Source organism: Klebsiella sp. CN_Kp091, assembly GCF_040065095.1.
Taxonomy (GTDB): Bacteria; Pseudomonadota; Gammaproteobacteria; order Enterobacterales; family Enterobacteriaceae; genus Klebsiella; species Klebsiella aerogenes.
This window is the reverse complement of record NZ_JBEAIO010000006.1, coordinates 72,504-94,354: the sequence shown is the minus strand read 5'-3', so window position 1 is coordinate 94,354 and position 21,851 is coordinate 72,504. Positions and strand designations below refer to the sequence as shown.

Annotated in this window: 22 protein-coding genes; 8 read left to right on the top strand and 14 right to left on the bottom strand. The window is 49.4% G+C overall.

All coding sequences use genetic code 11. The annotated features are described in order from the left end of the window. Positions 1-344 precede the first annotated feature (344 nt). Entirely contained in the window at positions 345-569 is a 225-nt protein-coding gene (locus ABLV17_RS06765) for a DUF2594 family protein (RefSeq protein WP_015365908.1), read from the top strand. Positions 570-637: 68 nt separating this feature from the next. On the opposite strand, the gene sdiA is transcribed toward ABLV17_RS06765, so the two are convergent. Then, a complete protein-coding gene (gene sdiA, locus ABLV17_RS06760) occupies positions 638-1,360 on the bottom strand; it encodes a transcriptional regulator SdiA (RefSeq protein ID WP_087860520.1) in 723 nt (240 codons plus the stop codon). Positions 1,361-1,505: 145 nt separating this feature from the next. Between sdiA and ABLV17_RS06755 the strand changes: the two genes are divergently transcribed. Continuing rightward, positions 1,506-2,864: a CoA transferase gene (locus tag ABLV17_RS06755; RefSeq protein ID WP_348854155.1), complete on the top strand. Its 1,359-nt coding sequence runs from the start codon at positions 1,506-1,508 to the stop codon at positions 2,862-2,864. Positions 2,865-2,867: 3 nt separating this feature from the next. Here the strand turns inward: ABLV17_RS06755 and tcyN are convergent, their stop codons facing one another. The 4 genes from tcyN to tcyJ form a co-directional block, all read right to left on the bottom strand. Then, complete coding sequence (gene tcyN / locus ABLV17_RS06750) at positions 2,868-3,620, bottom strand: L-cystine ABC transporter ATP-binding protein TcyN (protein ID WP_113373554.1); 753 nt, start codon at positions 3,618-3,620, stop codon at positions 2,868-2,870. Then, the gene (tcyL, locus tag ABLV17_RS06745; RefSeq protein ID WP_015705981.1) at positions 3,617-4,285 is read right to left on the bottom strand and encodes a cystine ABC transporter permease; all 669 of its coding nucleotides are present in this window, start codon (positions 4,283-4,285) and stop codon (positions 3,617-3,619) included. The genes tcyN and tcyL overlap by 4 nt, the downstream gene beginning before the upstream one ends. Before the next feature lie 14 nt (positions 4,286-4,299). Then, entirely contained in the window at positions 4,300-5,286 is a 987-nt protein-coding gene (gene dcyD / locus ABLV17_RS06740) for a D-cysteine desulfhydrase (RefSeq protein WP_087860518.1), read from the bottom strand. Between the two features lie 94 nt (positions 5,287-5,380). Further along, a complete protein-coding gene (gene tcyJ / locus ABLV17_RS06735; RefSeq protein ID WP_045376245.1) occupies positions 5,381-6,181 on the bottom strand; it encodes a cystine ABC transporter substrate-binding protein in 801 nt (266 codons plus the stop codon). 201 nt (positions 6,182-6,382) lie between these two features. Between tcyJ and amyA the strand changes: the two genes are divergently transcribed. After that, on the top strand, positions 6,383-7,870 hold the full coding sequence (amyA, locus tag ABLV17_RS06730; protein ID WP_213794522.1) for an alpha-amylase: 1,488 nt from the start codon (positions 6,383-6,385) through the stop codon (positions 7,868-7,870). Between the two features lie 38 nt (positions 7,871-7,908). On the opposite strand, the gene yedD is transcribed toward amyA, so the two are convergent. Further along, a complete protein-coding gene (gene yedD, locus ABLV17_RS06725) occupies positions 7,909-8,328 on the bottom strand; it encodes a lipoprotein YedD (protein ID WP_162750162.1) in 420 nt (139 codons plus the stop codon). A gap of 455 nt (positions 8,329-8,783) precedes the next feature. On the opposite strand from yedD, the gene rcsA reads away from it, so the two are divergent. Beyond that, positions 8,784-9,416: a transcriptional regulator RcsA gene (gene rcsA, locus ABLV17_RS06720; RefSeq protein ID WP_087860515.1), complete on the top strand. Its 633-nt coding sequence runs from the start codon at positions 8,784-8,786 to the stop codon at positions 9,414-9,416. A 42-nt stretch (positions 9,417-9,458) separates the two neighbouring features. On the opposite strand, the gene dsrB is transcribed toward rcsA, so the two are convergent. Next, positions 9,459-9,647: a protein DsrB gene (gene dsrB / locus ABLV17_RS06715; protein ID WP_015365898.1), complete on the bottom strand. Its 189-nt coding sequence runs from the start codon at positions 9,645-9,647 to the stop codon at positions 9,459-9,461. 134 nt (positions 9,648-9,781) lie between these two features. Here dsrB and yodD point away from each other — a divergent pair, with 134 nt between their 5' ends. Next, positions 9,782-10,009: a YodD family peroxide/acid resistance protein gene (gene yodD, locus ABLV17_RS06710; RefSeq protein WP_087860514.1), complete on the top strand. Its 228-nt coding sequence runs from the start codon at positions 9,782-9,784 to the stop codon at positions 10,007-10,009. 326 nt (positions 10,010-10,335) lie between these two features. Here the strand turns inward: yodD and dgcQ are convergent, their stop codons facing one another. The 3 genes from dgcQ to ABLV17_RS06695 all read right to left on the bottom strand — a co-directional run bounded on the left by dgcQ (position 10,336) and on the right by ABLV17_RS06695 (position 13,270). Further along, entirely contained in the window at positions 10,336-12,003 is a 1,668-nt protein-coding gene (gene dgcQ, locus ABLV17_RS06705; RefSeq protein WP_348854154.1) for a cellulose biosynthesis regulator diguanylate cyclase DgcQ, read from the bottom strand. A gap of 99 nt (positions 12,004-12,102) precedes the next feature. Continuing rightward, the gene (locus ABLV17_RS06700; protein ID WP_316424177.1) at positions 12,103-12,282 is read right to left on the bottom strand and encodes a DUF2158 domain-containing protein; all 180 of its coding nucleotides are present in this window, start codon (positions 12,280-12,282) and stop codon (positions 12,103-12,105) included. Positions 12,283-12,358: 76 nt separating this feature from the next. Continuing rightward, the gene (locus ABLV17_RS06695) at positions 12,359-13,270 is read right to left on the bottom strand and encodes a DUF808 family protein (protein ID WP_113373550.1); all 912 of its coding nucleotides are present in this window, start codon (positions 13,268-13,270) and stop codon (positions 12,359-12,361) included. 183 nt (positions 13,271-13,453) lie between these two features. On the opposite strand from ABLV17_RS06695, the gene yedA reads away from it, so the two are divergent. Next, entirely contained in the window at positions 13,454-14,365 is a 912-nt protein-coding gene (gene yedA / locus ABLV17_RS06690) for a drug/metabolite exporter YedA (protein ID WP_087860511.1), read from the top strand. Here the strand turns inward: yedA and ABLV17_RS06685 are convergent. From ABLV17_RS06685 to drpB, 4 genes are read right to left on the bottom strand one after another with little or no spacing between them, the layout of a single operon-like run. Beyond that, positions 14,340-14,825, bottom strand: a complete 486-nt coding sequence (locus ABLV17_RS06685; RefSeq protein ID WP_087860510.1) for a very short patch repair endonuclease — start codon at positions 14,823-14,825, stop codon at positions 14,340-14,342. The genes yedA and ABLV17_RS06685 overlap by 26 nt on opposite strands. Continuing rightward, entirely contained in the window at positions 14,806-16,230 is a 1,425-nt protein-coding gene (locus ABLV17_RS06680) for a DNA cytosine methyltransferase (RefSeq protein WP_087860509.1), read from the bottom strand. The genes ABLV17_RS06685 and ABLV17_RS06680 overlap by 20 nt, the downstream gene beginning before the upstream one ends. A gap of 57 nt (positions 16,231-16,287) precedes the next feature. Then, positions 16,288-16,983 (bottom strand): phosphohydrolase, encoded by a 696-nt coding sequence (locus tag ABLV17_RS06675; RefSeq protein WP_087860508.1) that lies wholly within the window; start codon positions 16,981-16,983, stop codon positions 16,288-16,290. Positions 16,984-17,025: 42 nt separating this feature from the next. Beyond that, positions 17,026-17,307 carry a cell division protein DrpB gene (gene drpB, locus ABLV17_RS06670; protein WP_308958332.1) on the bottom strand — a complete coding sequence of 94 codons (282 nt, stop codon included), beginning with the start codon at positions 17,305-17,307 and terminating at the stop codon, positions 17,026-17,028. Positions 17,308-17,857: 550 nt separating this feature from the next. Here drpB and ompC point away from each other — a divergent pair. Both ompC and ABLV17_RS06660 read left to right on the top strand, forming a co-directional pair. After that, positions 17,858-19,000 (top strand): porin OmpC, encoded by a 1,143-nt coding sequence (gene ompC / locus ABLV17_RS06665; protein WP_213794517.1) that lies wholly within the window; start codon positions 17,858-17,860, stop codon positions 18,998-19,000. Between the two features lie 914 nt (positions 19,001-19,914). Then, positions 19,915-21,663: a glycosyltransferase gene (locus tag ABLV17_RS06660; RefSeq protein WP_087860505.1), complete on the top strand. Its 1,749-nt coding sequence runs from the start codon at positions 19,915-19,917 to the stop codon at positions 21,661-21,663. The last annotated feature ends 188 nt before the right edge of the window (positions 21,664-21,851 follow it).

The window sequence follows — 21,851 nt, the reverse complement described above, 5'->3', positions numbered from 1 at the left end:
GCAATTTGTCTCCACACCAGGTGGAAACCTATACAGAACATATAGTTGGATTATGTTTCTTTTTTTAACATTCGCCCTACAGAAGGAGCAAAAAAAGCAACAGAACAGCCCGCAGATAAATACGTTTTGAAGGATGTAACAATAATTAACTTATCCCAAAAACCGCGGCAAAAATTAACGACGACCGTTAAGATGAACAGATATTATTCAGTAAATTTAACCGCTCAGCGCCCGAAGACAGGAACATAAATCACACGCTCCTTTTTTTTCTACTGCTTGTGGTATACTGCGCCGCCTTAACATTTAGTATTGCGCAACAGCGCCGATAGCAAACGAGGATATCGATGAGCACACCAGATTTTTCCACTGCAGAAAATAATCAGCAACTGGCGCAGGAAGTCTCCTGCCTGAAAGCGCTACTGACGCTAATGCTTCAGGCTATGGGCCAGGCGGACGCAGGCCGCGTGATTATTAAAATGGAAAAACAAATCGCGCAGATGGAAGATGAGGCTCAGGCTGCCGTATTCTCCAGCACCGTTAAGCAAATTAAACAAGCTTACCGTCAGTAAGAAAGGACCGGCTGAAAGTTATCACTGACAGCCGGTTTCACGTCTGACACGCAGAACGAATGATTCGCTCAAATTAATCCTGTTGCGACGGCATAACAGGCGATTTGCGTTTTGTTGGGCGCGTTAAATTTGCGCTGCATATTCTTCTGATGAAAATTGACCGTATTTTCTGAAATAGACAATATCATCGCCACCTCGGCCGAAGTTTTCCCTTCCGCGGTCCATTTGAGAATCTCCAGCTCGCGCCGGCTAAACTTCATCTCCGGCGGCATTACCATCTCATCCTCCAGGCGCAGCAACGCCAGCAGGCTAAGTTCGGTGAGCGTTCTCAGGCGTAATTCTAATTCGTCCTCCTGATAAGGACCCGGTTGCGTATTTTTTGCAGAAACCGATAAGAATCCCAGCGCATGATTTGGTAAGGTAAGACACTGCGTCACACCTTTATTTAAACCATGATCGCGCGCGCCGTTCCATAATTCCGGCGTATCACAAAAGAGCTGGTCATTCCACGGTAAATGCCCACGAAGAAAATTTTCTCTGCGCAATACGGGATCAACAGCAAAATAATTCTCTGCCTGATAATGAGACATCCAGGCCTGAGGATAAGTTGATTGCAGCGTGAGTCTCGGGCGCGTAAAAGGCACCGGATGGCGCACACAGAGTGCGTAGTAGTCGTATTCCAGAGCCTCTGTTTGCTGCTGGAGCAGGTTATAAACCGAATCCCCATCATGAGTTGACTGGAATTGTTGCAGCATTTCCCGCCGCCAGCTGAAAAAATCAATGTCCCTCATAACCTACCAAATAACCCCTGATTGATAATCATTATTATAAATACATAAAACTAACACATAAATCTTATTTATATGTATAAAATAACGTAGCCATCGCATTATTCGATTTTCGATGACGATTATTTATCGAACTCAGGAGGAAAATATGCTCTCGCCGTCCTCGTCTATGCAGCTCTTTTCCCGGATGTGGCAAGACTTTAGCGCAAGCTCTGTCCCGCCAATCGATTTCCGCCGCCCAGGGGCTTTATCTTCTTGCTTTGCAGTCAGTGATTTTGCTGCCGCCTCTATGGGGATCGCCGCCGCTTACCTTGCCCGCTTATGTTCAACATCCGCCACGCCCATAGTGGATCGCCGGCTGGCGTCATATTGGTTTTCAGCCAGCGCCAAGCCGCATAATCGTCCAGCACAGCAGCTTTGGGATCCATTAGCGGGAGATTATCAAACCGAAGATGGATGGATCCGACTGCATACGAATGCCCCCTATCACAGACTCGCCGTGGCGCAGATTCTGGGACAACATGCGACGCGACAAACACTTGCTCAACAAGTTCGTCAATGGCGCTCGCATGCGCTGGAACAAGCGGTGGTGGAAAATGGCGGTTGCGCGGCGGCGATGCGCAGCGCGGAAGAGTGGCGAGCACATCCGCAGGGCATCGCCGTCAGTCGGCAACCGCTGCTGATAGAAGCCGATTCACCGCCGGGGCCGTCGGTTGCCTGGTCCCTCCCCCCCTCACGTCCTTTGCTCGGTATCAAGGTACTGGATTTAACCCGGATTATTGCCGGCCCCGTCGCAACTCGTTTTCTCGCAGGGTTAGGCGCTGATGTATTACGTATTGATCCTGTCGACTGGCAAGAATCAACGCTCGAAGAAGAGATTACGCTGGGTAAGCGCTGCGCCCGATTGAATATAAAAACACAAACCGATAAGCAACGTTTAATCACGTTAATCTCGCAAGCCGACGTCATTGTTCACGGTTACCGCGCTGACGCGTTGGATGCGCTAGGTCTTGATTGTCATACCCGAGCCGCACTATCGCCGGGAATTGTTGATGTTTCACTAAATGCCTGGGGATGGGAGGGGCCATGGAGAAACCGACGCGGTTTCGACAGCCTGGTACAAATGGCCTGTGGTATCGCTCATGCCGGTCAACGCTGGCGCGACGCGGATAAACCCATCCCGCTTCCGGTACAGGCGTTAGACCACGCGACGGGCTATCTGATGGCTGCAGCAGTACTAAAAGGGATAGAGCAACGCATAGAGAGCGGCAAAGGTTATCATGCGCGGCTGTCATTGGCTCGCGTCGCCGCCAGCCTGATGGAGTGGCCAGGCGCACGACATGAGATGCCTTTCGCGCCGCTGCAACGTCGTGATTTTCAATCTGCGATGGAGTGGTCGACATTTGGTCTGGCTGAACGGCTAATATTCCCCATCCGCCTGGCAGGTACGCCAATTATCTGGTCACGACCGCCCTGCCGGTTAGGGTCGGCCGCGCCAGAATGGTAAAATTTACTGCATTAAAAATTTCTCAAGGAACTGACGAGTACGCGGCTGCTGCGGGTTAGCAAATAGCTCTCTGGCCTTACCTTGTTCGACGATACGTCCCTGATCCATGAATATGGCGCGGTCGGCGACATCACGAGCGAAACTCATCTCATGGGTAACAATAACCATAGTCCGCTTCTCCTGCGCCAGCTGGCGTATGGTGTTGAGTACTTCACCCACTAACTCAGGATCCAACGCAGAAGTCGGCTCGTCAAAAAGAATAACGTCCGGACGCATTGCTAACGCACGGGCAATTGCCACACGCTGCTGCTGACCGCCAGATAAACGACGCGGATAGCTATTCTCTTTTCCTGATAGTCCCACCTTTGCCAGTAGCTGACGCGCCAAAGAAATGGCCTCGTTCTTATCTTCGCCTTTTACGATAACCGGTCCTTCAATAATATTTTCCAGCACCGTACGGTGTGGAAATAGATTGAAGTTCTGGAACACAAAGCCAACATGCTGACGCAGACGGCGGATTAGCCCTTTTTGCTGGCTAATACTACGCGAAGTATCGATTGTCACATCGCCCACGCGAATGGTACCGCTTTCGGGGTGTTCAAGCAGATTAATGCTGCGCAACAGCGTGGTCTTACCGGATCCGCTCGGACCGATAATCGCCACCACCTCCCCTTCCTGAACCTCGAGATCGATACCGTGGAGCACGGTCTGCCCGTGGAATTTCTTCACCAGTTTTTTGACTTCAATCGCACTCATTTTGGATCACGCTCCTGGCGATTCAGCTGATTTTCAAAATAATTCTGCAACGTCGATAGCACAGTCGCCATCACCCAATAGATAAGCGAGGCGGCCAGATACATCGTAAAGACCTCCAGCGTACGCGAGGTTATTAACTGCGCCTGACGGAACAGTTCCGGTACCTGAATCGTCGCCGCCAGCGAAGTATCTTTGACAAGGCTAATAAAGCTGTTAGAGAGCGGCGGCAGCGCCACGCGGGCAGCCTGCGGTAAAATAGCCCGCCGCAAAGTCTGCCACGGCGTCATGCCAATACTCGCTGCCGCTTCCCACTGCCCTTTATCTATAGAGGCAATTGCCGCTCGCAGCGTTTCCGCCGCATAGGCCGCGGTATTCAACGACAGGCCAATCATCGCCGCCGGGATCGGGTCCAGCTCAATGCCAAACTGCGGTAAGCCGTAATAGATCATAAACAGTTGGGCAATCAGCGGGGTTCCGCGGAAAATAGAGATATACATCCGCGCCAGCCATCTGACCGGCCAGATTGACGACATGCGCATCAATGCGAGGATAAAGCCCAGCAGCAGGCCGAAGAACATGCCGCCGATGCTCAGCTGTAACGTAAAAACCGCGCCCTTCAACAGATAAGGCGCGGAGTCAATGACCAGTTGGATACTTTCTTGCATTCTGTTTTTCTACATTAGACGTGCGGATGATAAGCAAACAGCGCTGGCGCGCCGCCAGTATGGATAAACAGAATCGGCCCCTCATCCTTAAAGCGATTCTGATTAATGCCGTCAATCAGCCCGGCCATAGCCTTTCCGGTATAAACCGGATCCAGCAGGATACCTTCCAGTTGTGCCAGCAGTTTGACCGCTTCCATGCCTTCTTCATTGGGCGTACCGTAGCCTGGCGCGAAATAATCATCCCACAAAGTAATTTCCGCTTTGGCCTGCAGTTCAAGGCTGTTAGCAACGGCCTGCTGCAGCGCAACCACTTTAGGTAACTGGTCGGCAACGCTGCGTGACACGGTCACCCCAATTAATTCCGCGTTCGGCATCAGCTGTTCCAGGCCTACCGCCAGCCCGGCGTGGGTGCCTGCGCTACCGGAGGCGACCACTACCGACGAGATTTCCACCGCCCCTTCGCATTGCTGGGCGATCTCGAGGGCACTTTCGACATAACCCAGCGCGCCAAGGGCGTTTGAACCGCCGACCGGAATGACATAAGGACGGTATCCCTGCGCTTCAATCCGGGTTGCCAGCTCTTCAAGCTGCGCATTAGGATCGGTCAACGCATCACACATTTCGACCTGGGTATTGAACAAATCCAGCAACAGGCGGTTACCGTTGGTCAGATAATTTTCAGCACGAGTGCCTATCGGATTTTCCAACAGCGCGACGCAGTGCAGGCCCAGTTTCGCGGCGACGGCCGCCGTCTGACGCACATGGTTAGACTGTATGGCTCCTGCGGTAATCAGCGTATCAGCGCCTTCGCGTAGCGCATCAGCGGCGAGAAACTCCAGCTTGCGCAGTTTATTACCGCCCATCGCCATTGGAGTCACATCATCACGTTTAATAAAAATATCCCGCCCGAGATGATCGGACAGGCGCGGTAGATATTCCAGTGGCGTCGGCGCGCCAATAAATTCCAGGCGCGGGAAACGCGTTAAATTTTGTAGTGACATGGCACCTCCAGACTCAGTTATCCTTATTATGCACGCAGTTGCGCGCTAAATAAAAAAAGGCGCCATTATCAGCGCCTTTTTTCATCTGCAGACGTTACTTAGTGACGTCTGCACCAAACCATTTTTCTGAAAGCGCCTTCAGGCTGCCATCTTTCTGCATATCTGCGATGGCCGTGTCCACCGCTTTCAGCAGATCTTCATTACCTTTACGCAGCGCCACGCCGGATTCCTGACGGGAGAATGCTTCACCGGTTACAGCCAGGGTATTGTTGGTTTTCTTCACCAAATCCAACGCTGCCAGGCGGTCGACCAAAATAGCGTCAATACGGCCTACTCGCAGGTCCTGGTATTTTGTCGGGTCATCATCATAGGTACGAATATCAACGCCCTGTACATTCTGGCGCAGCCACTCTTCATAATTGGTGCCCAGGCCAACGCCGACTTTTTTGCCTTTCAGGTCCGCCGCGGTTTTAATTACGCCTTCGTTACCCTTCTTCACCAGCGCCTGAATACCAGAAATAGTATACGGGGTGGAGAAGTCGTATTTTTTCTTACGCTGGTCGGAAATAGTGACCTGGTTAATCACCACATCAATACGTTTAGAATCAAGAGAAGCCAGCATACCGTCCCATTTGGTGGGTTTGAGGTCTGCTTTCACACCGATGTGTTTCGCCAGTTCATTGGCAAACTCAACTTCAAAACCGGTCAATTTTCCATCATCGCCTTGATAACTAAACGGCGGGTATGTGCCTTCCAGGCCAACGCGCAGCGTGCCGCGCTCTTTGACCTGATTAAGCAGATTTTCAGCGGCAAAGGTTTTCACGCTTACACCAGCCATCAATGCTACGGCCATTGCGCCCATCAGCGCCTGGCGCCCCAGAAGTGCTAATTTCATAGATACCCCGAATATGATGAGATTTTCCTGTAGTGTAAGGCGTTTAGCAGCAGCCTACCAACATCTATCCGCTACATCTTATGCCAATTTATTATATATGCAGCCATTTAGGGTATAGCGAAAAAGCAACGAAATTATTCATATTTGCCAGTTATCTCCCATACTGCAAAGGTCAGCTTGATGACGCCAGGAGCATGGAAGATGAAAAATCCCACGTTGTTGCAATGTTTTCACTGGTATTACCCGGAAGGTGGCGAGCTATGGCGGGAAGTAGAAGCCCTTGCGCCAAATCTCAATGAAATCGGCATTAATATGATTTGGTTGCCGCCAGCCTATAAGGGCGCTTCCGGCGGTTATTCGGTTGGCTACGATAGTTACGATCTTTTCGACCTTGGTGAATTCGATCAGAAAGGATCGGTTGCCACCAAATATGGCGATAAGGCTCAGTTGTTAGCGGCGATACATGCGCTAAAAGAGCATCAAATTGCCGTCCTACTTGATGTCGTCGTAAACCATAAGATGGGTGCCGATGAGAAAGAGCGCATTCGCGTACAACGCGTTGATGAACAGGATCGAACAAAAATTGCGGAAGAGATCATCGAATGTGAAGCCTGGACTCGCTATACCTTCCCGGCCCGTGGTGGACAATATTCACAATTCATCTGGGACTATAAATGTTTTAGCGGCATCGACCATATCGAAAACCCCGATGAAGATGGCGTATTCAAAGTGGTTAATGACTACACCGGCGACGGCTGGAACGATCAGGTCGACGATGAAATGGGCAACTTCGACTATCTCATGGGCGAAAACATCGATTTCCGGAACCATGCCGTCACCGAGGAGATAAAATACTGGGCCCGCTGGGTCATTGAACAAACTGGCTGCGATGGTTTTCGCCTTGATGCCGTCAAGCATATTCCGGCATGGTTTTATAAAGAGTGGATTGAGCACGTACAGAGCTCCAGCGAAAAACCACTCTTTATTGTTGCCGAATACTGGTCGCACGAAGTGGATAAACTACAGCAGTATATCGACCTTGTTGACGGTAATACCATGCTGTTCGATGCGCCGCTGCAGATGAAATTCCACGAAGCCTCACGTCAGGGGCGCGATTACGACATGAGTCAAATATTCACCGGCACGCTGGTCGAAGCCGATCCCTTCCATGCGGTTACGTTGGTCACGAATCATGACACCCAACCGCTTCAGGCGCTGGAAGCGCCGGTCGAAGCCTGGTTTAAGCCGCTAGCCTATGCGCTGATTTTACTGCGTGAAAACGGGGTTCCCTCGGTATTTTACGCCGATCTGTTCGGCGCAAGTTATGAAGATACCGGCGGAGATGGCCAGACTTACGCCATCGAAATGCCGGTTATCGAGCAACTTCATGAACTCATCGACGCACGTCAGCGTTTTGCTCACGGCGTACAAACTCTGTGGTTCGATCATCCTAACTGTATTGCCTTCAGCCGCAGCGGTACCGATGAGCATCCTGGCTGCGTAGTGGTGCTATCTAACGGCGATGACGGCGAGAAAACGCTCCCGCTTGGCGAAAATTACGCCAATAAACGCTGGACGGATTTTCTTAATAATCGCCAGGAGATAATTGAAACCGATGACGAGGGCAATGCCGTATTTACCTGTAATGCCGGCAGCGTCAGCGTGTGGGTCATTGAAGAGGTACTGTAAAGCAAACGGGCCGGCTTTCGCCGGCCCGTCAAAATAGATTACTGTGCGGTTTTACTCGCCGCCTGATTCTTTTTCCAGGCCTGTTCGCACTCCGGCGTTAAGCGTTCGACGCGGGTCAACGTCATTCGATCGTATTCCAGCGTGTTTCCATTACGTTCAATAGGATAAATATCAAGGCTGCTGGTCACATTATAAACCTGATCGTCGCGGTTCATTAATTTTCCCGGTTCAGCAATCACCCGTTGCCACTGACGGCAATCGAGGGTATCCCCGTCTTTGGTGACGATCAACGTCGCTATCGCCTCAGGGCTAACCATCGCGCTTTGCGGGCCCTTCGATTGCCAGAACCCTTCCAATCCTGCAGGCGCTGGCGCTTTAACCACTGCCTGATAGGAATCAACCTGTGCGCATCCGGACAAAGCAAGCAACGCGCCAGCCATAACAATCTTTTTCATCATCCATCCCACAAACCGATAAAAAAGTATTGTGGCATTAAAGCGTTAAGGCCGCCACCCCTACGCGATACCCAGGTTGCTTAGGCTCGCCGCTAATCTCAGCATTTACGCTTATCGATTATTATTAGCCGTATTAAACATGAATGAAAAATACATTTTTTGAATAAAATACAGACAGCACCAATTTAATTGGCGGTCGCCCCATAAGGATAATCCGAAAATAAATTGAAATCGTGGCGACGCCATGGCCCAGCGCCGGGCATTATTACTGTCAGGAACTGTTTATTCTTTTTTCATGGCTTTACTTTAAGAATATTCCTGGCAAATTATGAGTATTATTAGCGAATAGTTTAGTCTGGCTAATGCTTTCCGCATAAAGTCAGGCGTTATAAAAATGGACTTCATCACACGGCCAGGCGCCAGATGAATTATCGTTACGTGTTGATTGAGGATGGGTCATGTCAACGATTATCATGGATTTGTGCAGCTATACCCGGCTAGGTTTAACCGGATATCTGGCAAGCCGGGGAATAAAGAAGCGCGATATCATTGAGGTGCGTAGCGCACTTAGTTTGAAGGAGCGCTGCGAATCACTGCGTCCGGCGGTTGTGTTTCTCAACGAGGACTGTTTTATACATCACGATGAGAGCAATCAACTTATCCGCGACATCATTACCACCAACCCTGATACCTTATTTGTTATTTTTATGTCTTTGGCAAACATCCATTTTGACCACTACTTACTTGTGCGCAAGAATCTACTTATCAGTTCAAAATCGCTAACACCGAAAGACCTTGATAACATTCTGGGTAATTGTCTGCAAACCGATACCGCCAATCATCTAAACCAGTTACGCACCCGCATTCCTACTTTATCGCTCAGTCAGGCAGAATCGAATATGCTGCAGATGTGGATGGCCGGACACGCGACCTCACATATTTCAAGACAGATGAATATCAAAGCAAAAACCGTGTCGTCACATAAAGGTAATATTAAGAAAAAAATCCAGACGCATAATAAACAGGTGATTTACCATATTGTTCGGTTGGCTGAAAACATTACTTCCGGGATTTACGTCAATATGCGCTGATAGCAAACTGGCGGCGATACCCGCCAGTTTCTGCCTGTGGACCTACTCAGCTTTCTCAACAAAAATGCCGTCCGGGTGCCCCACTTCGTTGAAAAACCAGATCCCAAGCGGATAGTCTTCCAGCGCAACAAGATACATGGTTCCTTCACTAAACGACTCAATTGCCAGTACTACCCCCGAACGACGTGGGCCACCGTCGGTCTTTACCGTGACACGATCGTTTACCTGCATAACTCGCCTCCTCTCGTTTTGAGCCAGTGTAGAACAAAACCCGTCATCACGCAGCGTTCAGCCAGCGTGACTGCCGTTTTTATAGACCGTCTATACTTAAAGAGGCCCTATCAGAGCCGAGCGAGGTAGTGATGATGAAATCCGCTAAAGACCGCGGTGTGACGAATACAGACGGGATTGACATTAATGTCGATGCCCTACTGGCGGCGATCAATGAGATAAGCGAAAGCGAAGTGCATCGTAGCGAAGATGATCCGCACCATGTCAGTATCGATGGTCGTAACGAACACACCTGGCGCGAGCTGGCTGAAGCTTTTGAGCTTGATATTCATGACTTTAGCGTTACTGAAGCCAATCGCTAAGCATAGGTGAAAAAAATCCCGACTCGCAGGAGTCGGGATCAAACTTGCTAATGCAAGAAGCACTTGAAAATTCGTTACACCGGGAAATCCGATGCATGGAAGACATTATCCTCAATTATTTTGCATGACAAGAAGTATTGATGATGAGAATTATTGAGAAATGCGGCTTATATGTACAACCAATTTAATAACCCAGGCGTGACAAGGCCTCCCCCTTATCGTTCTGTTACGAACGGTGCGGCGAAGCGGTGTATTTTTTAAGAATTTTCCTATACCGAAGAACATTAACGCCGCAGATAAGGTGAGCGTTCTCACCTTACCAAAGTCTATCCGGCCGAACATACCCGGTTGCGTCCATTCTGCTTTGCCAGATACAAACGATGATCGGCAATCGACTGCAGCTCCTCAAAGTTAAACTCATCTGATGTCTCACTACTACTGACCCCCAATGAGGCGCTGATCCGTAAACTAACGCTGTTGTGCAGCAATATCTCCCGGCTATGGATACGCAGACGAATACGCTCAGCAATCGCGCGCGCTTGCGACAGTTGCGTATTGGGTAAAACGATACAGAACTCTTCCCCGCCAACGCGTCCGGCAATATCCTCCTCGCGAATCTGCCCCATAATGGTGCTTCCCACCAGGGTCAGAACACGGTCCCCGGCCTGGTGTCCGTGTTTATCATTAATACCTTTAAAATAATCCAGATCCAGCTGAATGACGGATATGGGTTGATTATTCCGCCAGCAGCTTCGTGCCGCCGTAATCGCTCGCTCAAACAGGGCACCGCGATTTAACAGCCGTGTTAATGCATCATGCCAGGCTTGCCATTCAAGCGACGCCTGCAACACGCTCATATTGATGACCATGCGGCGGATAACCAGCCAGGACACGATCAGCATGAGGGTAAACATTAACCACATCAGGGTCAGGGCGATGGAAATGGTCCCGAAATCACCACGCACCCCCTCCTTCAGGGTATGAATATGCAAAAGTACGCCGTCAAAGTTACGGATCTTTTCCCAACTGATATAGCGAGTTAACTGGCGTATGCCGCCATGGTTATCATTGGCCAACGCATAGCGAAGTTTTTCTTGTTCCGTGGGCGAGAGCGGCGTCAGCACATCATCCGGCGCCGAAGAGGCCAGCAAATTGAGCTGCTTGTCATACAGCTGATACTCGCCCATTTGCCCTCCTTTTACCGCACTGACGAGAAAATTCTGCAGGTCGCGGATGGAAAAATCCATCGCCAGCACGCCCAGCCAGTAGTGCTCATAGTCCAGGGGAATCGAGGCCGTAACCACCTGCGGTTGCGTATATCCGTCTTCCTGTTGAGTGGTTTGCCAAAGGATCCCTCGCCCCGGATTATCACGCTGGGTTTGCCGCATAAACCATGCTGAACCCGTATCTCGCGAAAACTGCGCCAGCACCTGGCTGGAGCTGCGCGGAGCATCGGTGGTGGTGTAGAAACCGCTACGAGAAACGTAGGACATGCGCTCGCTGAAGATTCGGTTATTGTTGGTCAAACGCAGAAGATAGCCAAGCTCAAGGGTAGCCATCAATTCATTGCTGGCCTGCGGATTGTTACGCGATAACAGATCATCAGCGTCGACAAAAGAATCGGAGACTCCGTATACCGTCAGAGTACGCCGGTTGTTTAGCTCGACTGACCAGATGGGATCGTGCCGTTTACTGATGTACTCCTGCTCGGCACGGCGCAGGATGGCGAAATCCAGCGGATTCTCCAGCGCCGATTGCATACTGTTGCGAAAAAAGAGCAGCCGGTTGAGATTAAATTGCAACAGCCCATCCATTTCATGGGCCACATTCTCAAGATTATTACGTTGGTTGGCGACGTACGCTTCTTCCAGTACCCGGATCTCTCGCCAGATGAGTAACGTTGAAAAGAACAGCACCACGATGAAACAGATATTGACCACACGCCCCGGATTGAAGAGGCGACGGAACTTTTTTAGCCACAGCGGCTTATCCATTATTCACTCGCAGTACGGTCAAAGAAACCAACAACATCAACGCTCCTTGTCCGAACGTAATCAATATTAAAAGCGCCCGCACCAGCGGGCGCTGCACATCTAATTATGCGGCGAACGTTGCCCTTCGCCGCGGACCAACTCATCTTCACGGAAGGCTTCACGCTGTACGACGTGACCGTCATACCACCGGCACTCGACCATGTCGCCGGCAATGCCGGTGACGACCATTCGCGGCCCGCCGCTTTTCCGTCTGACTTCATCACTGACCAACAAGACCATTTTTGCCTCCGGTATCAGGAAGAAACAGTTTCACCTTAGACGACGCCGGCCCATCTTGCGTAACCGGCGCAGGGATTTATTTCGCGTTACCGCGTAATGCGGCTATAGCTTTAACAACGCCAAAAACGATAGCGCCAATAATAAATCCTAGCACCAGATTAGCGACCACAGGCAATGTGGATGCCAACATTCCACTCAGTCCATGGGCAAGATTTTCGATGAAATGATGCAGCGGCGCTACGCCGTGAACCACAATACCGCCGCCAACCAAAAACATCGCCAGGGTACCGACGAAAGTCAGAATTTTCATCAACCGCGGCGCGATGGCCAGGAGAGCTTTTCCTACCCCCTGCGCCAGTACGCTTTTTTTCTCTACCAGCCAATAGCCCATGTCATCCAGCTTGACGATGACGCCCACCAGACCGTAAACCCCAACGGTCACAAGAATGGCGATACCGGATAAAATCAGGATCTGATTAAGCAAGGGCGCATCAGCTACAATACCCAAGGTTATCGCGACGATTTCAGCTGATAAGATAAAATCGGTACGGATCGCCCCTTTTACTTTATCGCGTTCAAAGGCCAGCGGGTCCTGGGCGGCGAGCGTTTCCAGGCGCTGCTGGCGCAGTTTCGGGTCTTCCTTATTCTTGCGCGCATGCAGGTTATGCAGCACTTTTTCAAAGCCTTCAAAGCAGAGAAAAGCGCCGCCCAGCATCAATAGCGGCGTAATGGCCCAGGGAATAAATGCGCTGATAAGTAACGCCAGCGGCACCAGAATCACTTTATTCAGAAACGAGCCTTTTGCTACCCCCCACACCACCGGGAGCTCGCGGTTAGCCCTTACGCCAGTAACCTGCTGCGCGTTGAGAGAAAGATCATCGCCCAGTACGCCCGCCGTTTTCTTAGCCGCTAGTTTTCCCATGACGGAGATATCATCCAGCAGCGTGGCAATATCGTCCAATAAGGTTAAAAGACTACTTCCCGCCAAAATGTGCTTCCTTCAATTTCTGTTTATGAAACATAGAGTATGAGGCAAAAGCGCCCTCTCGCCCAGAGATGTCATTAGTCAACAAAAATATAACAAAAAAATCACATTGAAAGCGCTCGCCAGCACGTTAGTTTTCACGTTAACTATATGTCCCCTTTCTATCTCTTTTCGTCGCGAGGAAGTATGTCTACCCGTCAGCTGTTCCCCCTTATCGGCGCGCTGTTTGCGCTGTATATCATTTGGGGGTCAACCTATTTTGCTATCGCTATTGGCGTCGCCAGCTGGCCGCCGTTGATGATGGCCGGGATCCGCTTTCTCTCTGCCGGCGGCGTGTTGCTTATCTATTTACTGGCCACCGGTCATAAACTCCCGGCCCGACGACCGCTACTTAATGCGGCGCTGATAGGCATCCTGTTGCTTGCCGTTGGCAATGGCTTCGTTACTCTTGCAGAACATCAGCATGTACCATCAGGTATCGCCGCGGTGATGGTCGCCACCGTCCCGCTATTTACGCTCTGCTTCAGCCGTTTTTTTGGCATTGTCACGCGCAAGCTGGAATGGTTCGGTATCGCGATTGGCCTGGCGGGAATTGTGATGCTCAATAGCGGCGGCAATCTCAGCGGCAACCCCTGGGGCGCATTGCTGATTCTGATTGGTTCCCTGAGCTGGGCGTTTGGCTCGGTTTACGGCTCGCGTATTGAATTACCAACCGGGATGATGGCTGGCGCGATTGAAATGCTGGCGGCAGGGATTGTGCTTTCCGCGGCATCATGGTTCTCAGGGGAGAAGCTCACTCAAATGCCGTCCTGGTCCGGTATTTTGGCCGTTGCTTATCTGGCCATTTTTGGCTCGCTTATCGCCATTAACGCCTATATGTATCTGATACGTAACGTGACGCCGGCGGTTGCTACCAGCTATGCCTATGTCAACCCGGTGGTCGCCGTGCTACTGGGGACCGGGTTTGGCGGTGAAAGTCTCTCCATGATCGAGTGGCTGGCGCTGGCGGTGATTATTTTCGCCGTCGTATTAGTGACGCTAGGTAAATATCTCTTCCCTGCCCGCTCAACCGTTACTCCTTGTCAATCGGATCGATAAAACCGATGCCCTGAGTGTCGATCTGCGCGCAATTTCCACCGCCGCAGATCCACTCCTCCAGACGATCGCGTAAGGCCTCATCGCTTAATTTCTGCCGCCCGCGGAGCGCGCACTCCCAGACAATAAGCACCCGCCAACCTTGTTCTATCAACATCGCCAGGTCGCGGCGATCGCGCCGCACGTTAGCGCCAATCTTTTTCAGCCAGAAATCGGTACGGGTCGCCGGTACTTTGAACAGATAACAGTGATGATGGTGCCAAAAGCAGCCATGGGTAAAGATAACGCAGCGGTAGTCAGGCAGCAGAAAATCAGGCCGCCCGGGTAGCGATGCTTCCTGAACGCGAAAAGTGAATCCAGCCTGCGTTAGCAGCGCCGCCAACCGCTTCTCAATTGCCGTATCGCGGGTTGCGATAGCGCGCATATTTTTACTACGAGTGGCCTTATCGTGAACGTCCGCCATCGCTATCTCCGGCAACGCGCAGTTTTACCGCTTCGGCAATCCGCGGCGCCAGCAGTTTTGCTACCGCGGCAAACACCGGGACTACCACCGAATTACCGAATTGGCGATAGGCCTGAGTATCGGAAACAGGAATACGAAAACGGTGTTCTCCCGGTGCTTCGAAGCCCATCAATCTTGCGCACTCGCGCGGTGTTAAACGCCGCGGGCGGCGTAGTTGATTTTGTGGATCGTCAAAATGCTTTTCGCCCAATGGTTTATCCCAACCGCGATCGACCAGGATCTCAGCGCCATCTTTGTAGTAGCGCGCAGATAGCGTTCGCGCGACGCTGCCTGGATTGGTCGGGTCGACCAGACCGTAACCGAAACCGTTGCCACGCGCCTGATGTTTACGCGCGTAACGATAGAGATACTTCCACAGAACCGGCGTCAGAATGAATTTAGCATCGACGGTGGGATCCAATAACTCGCCGAAGGTTGGCCGCTGCGGCGGATACAAACTGGTGATATCGCGCAGCGTAAATCCTTCATGCAATTGTAAATCGCGACGAAAACCCACCAGCACAATACGCTCACGGTGCTGGGGTAAGAAATGACGCCCATCGATAACCTTGGGGTCATCGGCGCCTACATGATTGGCATCCGCCACCTCATAACCAAGCTCATCCAGCGTCTGCATAATAATGCGAAAGGTTCTGCCTTTATCGTGGCTCTTCAGATTCTTGACGTTTTCCAGCACGAAGATCGGCGGACGACGGGCGGCAATAATTCTGACAACATCAAAAAAAAGTGTTCCCTGAGTTTCACAGGCAAAACCATGGGCGCGCCCCATGGCATTCTTCTTTGATACCCCGGCCAGGGAAAAGGGCTGGCAGGGGAAGCCCGCGAGCAGTACATCATGTTGCGGGATCGCCTCGCGGATAGACTTCGCCGCCTCTTCATCACTGATATCGGTGCGCTGGCTGAGGGTAATTTCTCGGATATCGGCGTTAAAGCTGTGCTGCAGCGGATCGCAATACCAGTTAGCTTTATAGGTACGTACAGCGTGTTTATTCCACTCGCTGGTAAATACGCACTGCCCGCCAATAGCTTCAAAGCCGTGGCGAATACCGCCAATGCCGGCGAAGAGATCGATAAAACGAAACGTATAGTCTGGATGATGGCGCGGCGGAGACGGTAACAGGCTCGCCAGAAAAGCGCACTCCGCGTTCGTTAACCTGCTTGCCGCATGACTCACCGTCGCCACCCGTTTGAGTATCGCCGGGCTCCAGTGCTGATCGCCAACCGCTAGCAGCTGCGCGACCAGGGTTTTGACATCATAGATCGTCATCAGCTGGCGCAATAACGCCTGCGCGTGTTCCCCTGACGGCTCAGACAGGAGATTTTCTTTGGATAATTTTTGCGGCATAACCTCAACCAGCACGGACAATTTTTGCAGAGAGTACCACAAATAGTCGCAACGGATTTAAACCGCAGGCGCAAAGCGGCGCAAAACCGCTTCATCCAACGACAGCGGGTCGCCACGCAGTTCGGCGCCCAGCTTCGCCATAAATTGCACCAGAAATTGGGCATTATGCACCGCCAGCGCTCTCCCCTGCTCCGTTTGCATGGTCTCAGGCAGGCGTAACAATTTGCACTGAAAATGGTCGAGGGCAAATTTCTTGTCATCAAGATCGCGCTGGTCAGCAAAGGGATCGTCAGCATCAAACAAGATAGTGTTTAGCGCGCCGGAAACGGCAAAAACACGAGCCAGACCAATCGCCCCCAGCGCTTCCAGTCGGTCCGCATCCTGCACAATTTTCGCCTCTACGCTTTGCGGTAATATAGCCGCACTAAAGCTATGCGCTTCAATAGCATGCATAACTGCAGGATAACGGTCGGCGGGAAAGTCGGGGAAAGCGCTTTGCAGGATAGACCGCGTTTTCTCTGCCGCCATCCGCGAAGAGTTATGACGCTGAGGATGGTTTTTTGCCAGGCTGACAATATCGTGAAAGTAGCAGGCCGTCAGGATAACCAACTCGTCAGCGCCGCTATCGCCGACCAGCTGCTGCGCGGTACTCCAGACGCGGCGAAAGTGCGAAATGTCATGAGCCGCATCCTCCTGCGCATGATGCGTATTTAACCAGTTTTCAAATCGTTGTTGCCATTCAGCTAATAACATGAGCGTTTCCTGATGCCTGGACTAGCCTCGAGCATAGCAACTTTAATCGCGCTGTTCATGTACCTGAATAGGGGGACGCGTGTACCAGGCTATCGCCCCAAGGATTGCCCCCACTCCTCCCAGCACCAAAAAACCCAGCAGCGCGCCAATCCATTTGCCCGCCGTTGACCCCAATTCGCCATCAATGCTGACGCCGGGGACGCTTTGAATGCGACCCACTATCCACCAGTACCGTACCATCGCCCACACAAAATAACCGCAAAAGGCGTAAAAAGCCCATAACGCCAGCTTTCCACCGGGGCTCCGTTTCGCTTTAGCGTCCATTAAATCCTTCTCCCTATATCAACCACAGCGCATCATCGCCAACCACACACCTGTGACGCACATCACATTATACAATTATCGTGCTTATCTGGAAGCATGAGTATGGTACCGGGCGTGTTTTGCCATCCACGAATGTTGGTTAGGGTCAGCACCTTTATATACTACGGATTTCGCCATGCTTTTAAATAAGACGATTTGATGAAATCCAACGATATTCATTATCAAACAAAATTATTTAATAATATAACTTATCACATTATAAGCGATGATATTGTAATGTCATTTACAGCATAGATATCATTATTTCCGGGAATTAAAAACCGATTGACATTAAAAATCAAAATAAAACATCGATAAACCACGGGAATATGCATTACCCAAAGAATAGAAAATACATATATTGAATATAAAATAAATATTTTGAAATATTTTAATATACTTTTATTACATTTTTTATTTAATTAAAAATGAACTTAAGCGGCTAGTATCAATTCGTCATTCCACAGGGAATTAGACAATTCATATTAATTATGATTAAAGGGAATACATAATGAAAAGAAAAGTATTGGCTATTATGCTGCCAGCGTTATTAGCAGCAGGCGCGGCGCACTCTGCGGAAATTTATAACAAAAACGGCAACAAGCTTGACCTCTACGGAAAAGTTGACGGTCTGCACTATTTCTCTGACGATGCTTCTGAAGATGGCGACCAAACCTACGCGCGTTTAGGCGTGAAAGGCGAAACGCAGATCAACGATCAGCTGACCGGCTACGGCCAGTGGGAATACAACATTCAGGCTAACACCACTGAAGGTGAAGGCGCTAACTCCTGGACCCGTCTGGGCTTCGCGGGTCTGAAATTTGCTGACTACGGTTCTCTGGACTACGGCCGTAACTACGGCGTTATCTATGATGTCGAAGCGTGGACCGACGTACTGCCGGAATTCGGCGGCGACAGCTACACCCAAACTGACGTCTTCATGCTTGGCCGTACCAACGGCGTGGCGACCTATCGTAACAGCGATTTCTTCGGCTTGGTTGATGGCCTGAGCTTTGCCCTGCAGTATCAGGGTAATAACGAAAACGCTGGCTCCGGCGAAGGCACCAATAACGGCGGTGGTCGTAAACTGGCGCGTGAAAATGGCGACGGTTTCGGTATCTCCTCTTCCTACGATCTCGGCATGGGCATCAGCTTCGGCGCGGCATATGCTTCTTCTGACCGTACCAACAATCAGGTGGCCGCAGCGGCCAACAGCGCTTACGCCGGCGGCGATAAAGCCGATGCCTGGACCGTGGGCGCGAAATACGATGCTAACAACATCTACCTGGCCGCAATGTACGCGGAAACCCGCAACATGACTTCCTTCGGTAAATCCACCAGCTATCTTGGCGGCGGTATTGCCAACAAGACTCAGAACTTCGAAGTTGTTGCCCAGTATCAGTTCGACGATTTCGATTTACCGCTGCGTCCATCTGTCGCTTATCTGCAGTCTAAAGGTAAAGACCTGTACAACAGCGGCGACAAAGACCTGGTTAAATACGTTGATGTGGGTATGACTTACTACTTCAACAAAAACATGTCTACCTACGTTGATTACAAAATCAACCTGCTGGACGAAGACGACTACTTCTACCGCGCCAACGGCATTGCGACAGATGACGTAGTCGCGCTGGGCCTGGTCTACCAGTTCTAATATCCCCTCATTATCAAAGCCTGCCACGTGCAGGCTTTTTTCGTTTTAACGATCAGCTTTTCGCGGCGTCGGCATATATCAATCCACTGAAGTAATTCAAACTTTTGTCATGGGAATGGCTCAATAATACTCTGGCGCAGAAGGCAGGATATTTGCCCTCCGGTTGCCGGGTGATCCTCTCTCTTACACTCCCTACATCTCCCCCCCCACTCCAGTACCAGAACGGAATACCCTTACAAAAACGATCGTTTTAACCGATCGATTTAACAAAATCGATCTGTCATAACAATTATCCACATGAAAAATACGCCTTTAAAATATCCCCTTCACAGGGAAGGACATTTTGTGACTCTTAAACAGGTAATAACCGAGCTAGCTTATAGCGTGAGGAGCTTTGTCGTGTCGCTTCACAACACGTAAAAACCCTTATGAGAGCATGACTACAGCAGGTTTAGCTGTCTGAAATGCATTGATTGAAAAAACAACAAATTGGTATAGTTACACAGTGAAATTATTTAAATGTAAATACTGCATGCGCTGCGGTAAGAAGCTTAGGTTTTTCGAAAGGTTAATGGCTGAGAAGGATCGTCTCTGTGATGATTGTTGTTCTAAAGTTAGCAAATACATGTATGACAAGAGACATTAAATTTCAGCCGCGATGCAGGAAAACGTCTCAAACTAACATGGATAAGGGCTATGCCATGTAAAATCCCATGGCAAGCGAAGAAAGTTATGGGATTCGTTTTCTCTTAAAATTGCGATATCACTAGCGACTAATACGGATGGTCAATAATATTGTTCAGGTATGCCATTTGGTTGCGATAGCCACGGGCAGCTTTGCCAATAATAATCTCGGTTAGTTGTCAACCATCCTATTAAATTTCACCAGGCATTACATAATAAAAAGAGGAATAATGGAAACAGCAAAATGCTTACAGCGGTTGGTTATGCCAAACGCCAGGTTTGGTGCATCTGAAAGCATGTACATCAGAGGGAGCCTTTTTTCATTTTCGGAAAATATTATTACCGTATTTCCCGGAGGGAAAATTTCTTTTGATACCTATTACAATGGTTTTTCCACTATTCTCTGGAAAGAAAAATGCGGAATACACGATCTTGCATTCAATGCATCAGGCACTGGCTTAGCAAAAATCAGCGCCTTGCTTATTACAGAAGAAATGTCAAGATATGAACTGGCATCAGCAACCGTGTCCCTCAATAGCCTGTCTCAAGAAATATTCACTCTGGATTTGGCTGACACTCTCAATCGCGGCATTATATATATAGAAATAACTCCGATAAATGGGATTGTCTCCCTTAATAGCGGCGAATGGTTTACCAATCAATCTCCCCGCAGAAAAGTAAAGCTCGGAATATCAATAACACATTTTGACAGAAAAAAGTATGTCATCCCCTCAATGATGAGAATAAAGCGAGAAATACTAGAAAATGATGACTATCGCGGACTCATTGACTTTACCGTTATTGATAACTCAAAGAATATAACGGCTCGCGAGGCTAATGGGATTAGGGTTATTCCCAATAAGAATACTGGTGGTGCGGGGGGATTTATGAGAGGTCTACTTCATTACATTGATGAAGGTGATTTCACCCACACATTATTCATGGATGATGATGCAAGTTGCGAAGCCGAATGCATCAAAAAGACATACTCTGTACTGAGTTATGCATTAAACGACAACGCTGCGGTTTCTGGTTCATTATTTACCGGTGTGCGCCCCGATGCTTTAGTTGAAAAAGGTGCATTTTTTGATAGGGTATGTCATCCAATTTACTCAGGGTGGCGATTAAATGATGTGGAATCCCTGGTAAAAACAGAAACCCTCATGCAATTTCCTAACTATGGCGCGTGGTGGTTCTTTGCATTCCCGATAAATCACGTCAAGAGTTTTGCATTTCCTTTTTTTGTTCGCGGTGATGATATCTTATTCGGCATGATGAACGACTTTGATATATTAACAACAAATGGCATTGCTTGTTATGCGGAGGAAGATTTCTCTTCTAAGACCTCACCGTTGACGGCCTACCTTGATACGCGCAATCATCTTGTAAATATGTTATTTTTTGGCCGACCAGTTAAAGACATAATCGGCACATATATTTCCTTTCATCTGAAAAGCCTGCTTGCTCATCAATATGGTAGTGCAGCCGCCATCAATTTAGCTTTCAAACATGTCTATGGCGATCCCGACTTTTGGAAAAATAATGCAGACATGAAGGATGTTCGTGAAGCATTAAATGCTATAACTTTTAATGAAAAAATGAAACCGATATCTCCTCCAGATAACAGCGTAGAGTTTAAGTGTAATTTCGAAACAAAATCACGGCGACTTTTCAGAATTATTACGTTAAATGGATTTCTGGCGCCTTCAAAAAACAAAATCATTTATCAGGAAAAGACATCAGGCGTGTCACTGAGACAGATTTTCAGGTACAAAAAGGTTTTTTATTACGACCGCGGCAATAAAACAGGCTATATTGCTGAGGCATCAAAAAAACAGCAGGCATCAGGTTTTATTGAGATATTGTTTAATACCTTAAAGATAATCCTTGCATCGAGAACACAGAGAAAAAAATACTCAGAAGTGACTAACAAGCTCACAACAGAAGAATTCTGGAGGAGTATACTTATTCGCCAATAAATTTTCTTACTGGCTATCGATACATCAGGTAATTTTGTAGTTGCAGGGATTGAAGCTTCGATAACCTGCAACTTTTTATGTTAATCCATTCATTCCGTCACACTGACTTATCAAGATCGTCTATTTACGACAGTAAATTCCGTGAATAACTTTTTGCAGAACTATTATCACCGCACCACTCCAGATGG

Excerpts from the sequence above, each read along its gene's own strand:
- ABLV17_RS06660 (WP_087860505.1), top strand. The coding sequence starts at position 19,915 with ATGGAAACAGCAAAATGCTTACAGCGGTTGGTTATGCCAAACGCCAGG.
- ABLV17_RS06685 (WP_087860510.1), bottom strand. The coding sequence starts at position 14,825 with ATGGCGGACGTTCACGATAAGGCCACTCGTAGTAAAAATATGCGCGCT.
- ABLV17_RS06755 (WP_348854155.1), top strand. The coding sequence starts at position 1,506 with ATGCTCTCGCCGTCCTCGTCTATGCAGCTCTTTTCCCGGATGTGGCAA.
- yodD (WP_087860514.1), top strand. The coding sequence starts at position 9,782 with ATGAAATCCGCTAAAGACCGCGGTGTGACGAATACAGACGGGATTGAC.
- dsrB (WP_015365898.1), bottom strand. The coding sequence starts at position 9,647 with ATGCAGGTAAACGATCGTGTCACGGTAAAGACCGACGGTGGCCCACGT.
- ABLV17_RS06675 (WP_087860508.1), bottom strand. The coding sequence starts at position 16,983 with ATGTTATTAGCTGAATGGCAACAACGATTTGAAAACTGGTTAAATACG.
- tcyN (WP_113373554.1), bottom strand. The coding sequence starts at position 3,620 with ATGAGTGCGATTGAAGTCAAAAAACTGGTGAAGAAATTCCACGGGCAG.
- yedD (WP_162750162.1), bottom strand. The coding sequence starts at position 8,328 with ATGATGAAAAAGATTGTTATGGCTGGCGCGTTGCTTGCTTTGTCCGGA.
- yedA (WP_087860511.1), top strand. The coding sequence starts at position 13,454 with ATGTCTACCCGTCAGCTGTTCCCCCTTATCGGCGCGCTGTTTGCGCTG.
- sdiA (WP_087860520.1), bottom strand. The coding sequence starts at position 1,360 with ATGAGGGACATTGATTTTTTCAGCTGGCGGCGGGAAATGCTGCAACAA.
- dgcQ (WP_348854154.1), bottom strand. The coding sequence starts at position 12,003 with ATGGATAAGCCGCTGTGGCTAAAAAAGTTCCGTCGCCTCTTCAATCCG.
- dcyD (WP_087860518.1), bottom strand. The coding sequence starts at position 5,286 with ATGTCACTACAAAATTTAACGCGTTTCCCGCGCCTGGAATTTATTGGC.
- ABLV17_RS06680 (WP_087860509.1), bottom strand. The coding sequence starts at position 16,230 with ATGCCGCAAAAATTATCCAAAGAAAATCTCCTGTCTGAGCCGTCAGGG.
- rcsA (WP_087860515.1), top strand. The coding sequence starts at position 8,784 with ATGTCAACGATTATCATGGATTTGTGCAGCTATACCCGGCTAGGTTTA.
- ABLV17_RS06765 (WP_015365908.1), top strand. The coding sequence starts at position 345 with ATGAGCACACCAGATTTTTCCACTGCAGAAAATAATCAGCAACTGGCG.
- tcyJ (WP_045376245.1), bottom strand. The coding sequence starts at position 6,181 with ATGAAATTAGCACTTCTGGGGCGCCAGGCGCTGATGGGCGCAATGGCC.
- drpB (WP_308958332.1), bottom strand. The coding sequence starts at position 17,307 with ATGGACGCTAAAGCGAAACGGAGCCCCGGTGGAAAGCTGGCGTTATGG.
- tcyL (WP_015705981.1), bottom strand. The coding sequence starts at position 4,285 with ATGCAAGAAAGTATCCAACTGGTCATTGACTCCGCGCCTTATCTGTTG.
- ompC (WP_213794517.1), top strand. The coding sequence starts at position 17,858 with ATGAAAAGAAAAGTATTGGCTATTATGCTGCCAGCGTTATTAGCAGCA.
- ABLV17_RS06700 (WP_316424177.1), bottom strand. The coding sequence starts at position 12,282 with ATGGTCTTGTTGGTCAGTGATGAAGTCAGACGGAAAAGCGGCGGGCCG.
- amyA (WP_213794522.1), top strand. The coding sequence starts at position 6,383 with ATGAAAAATCCCACGTTGTTGCAATGTTTTCACTGGTATTACCCGGAA.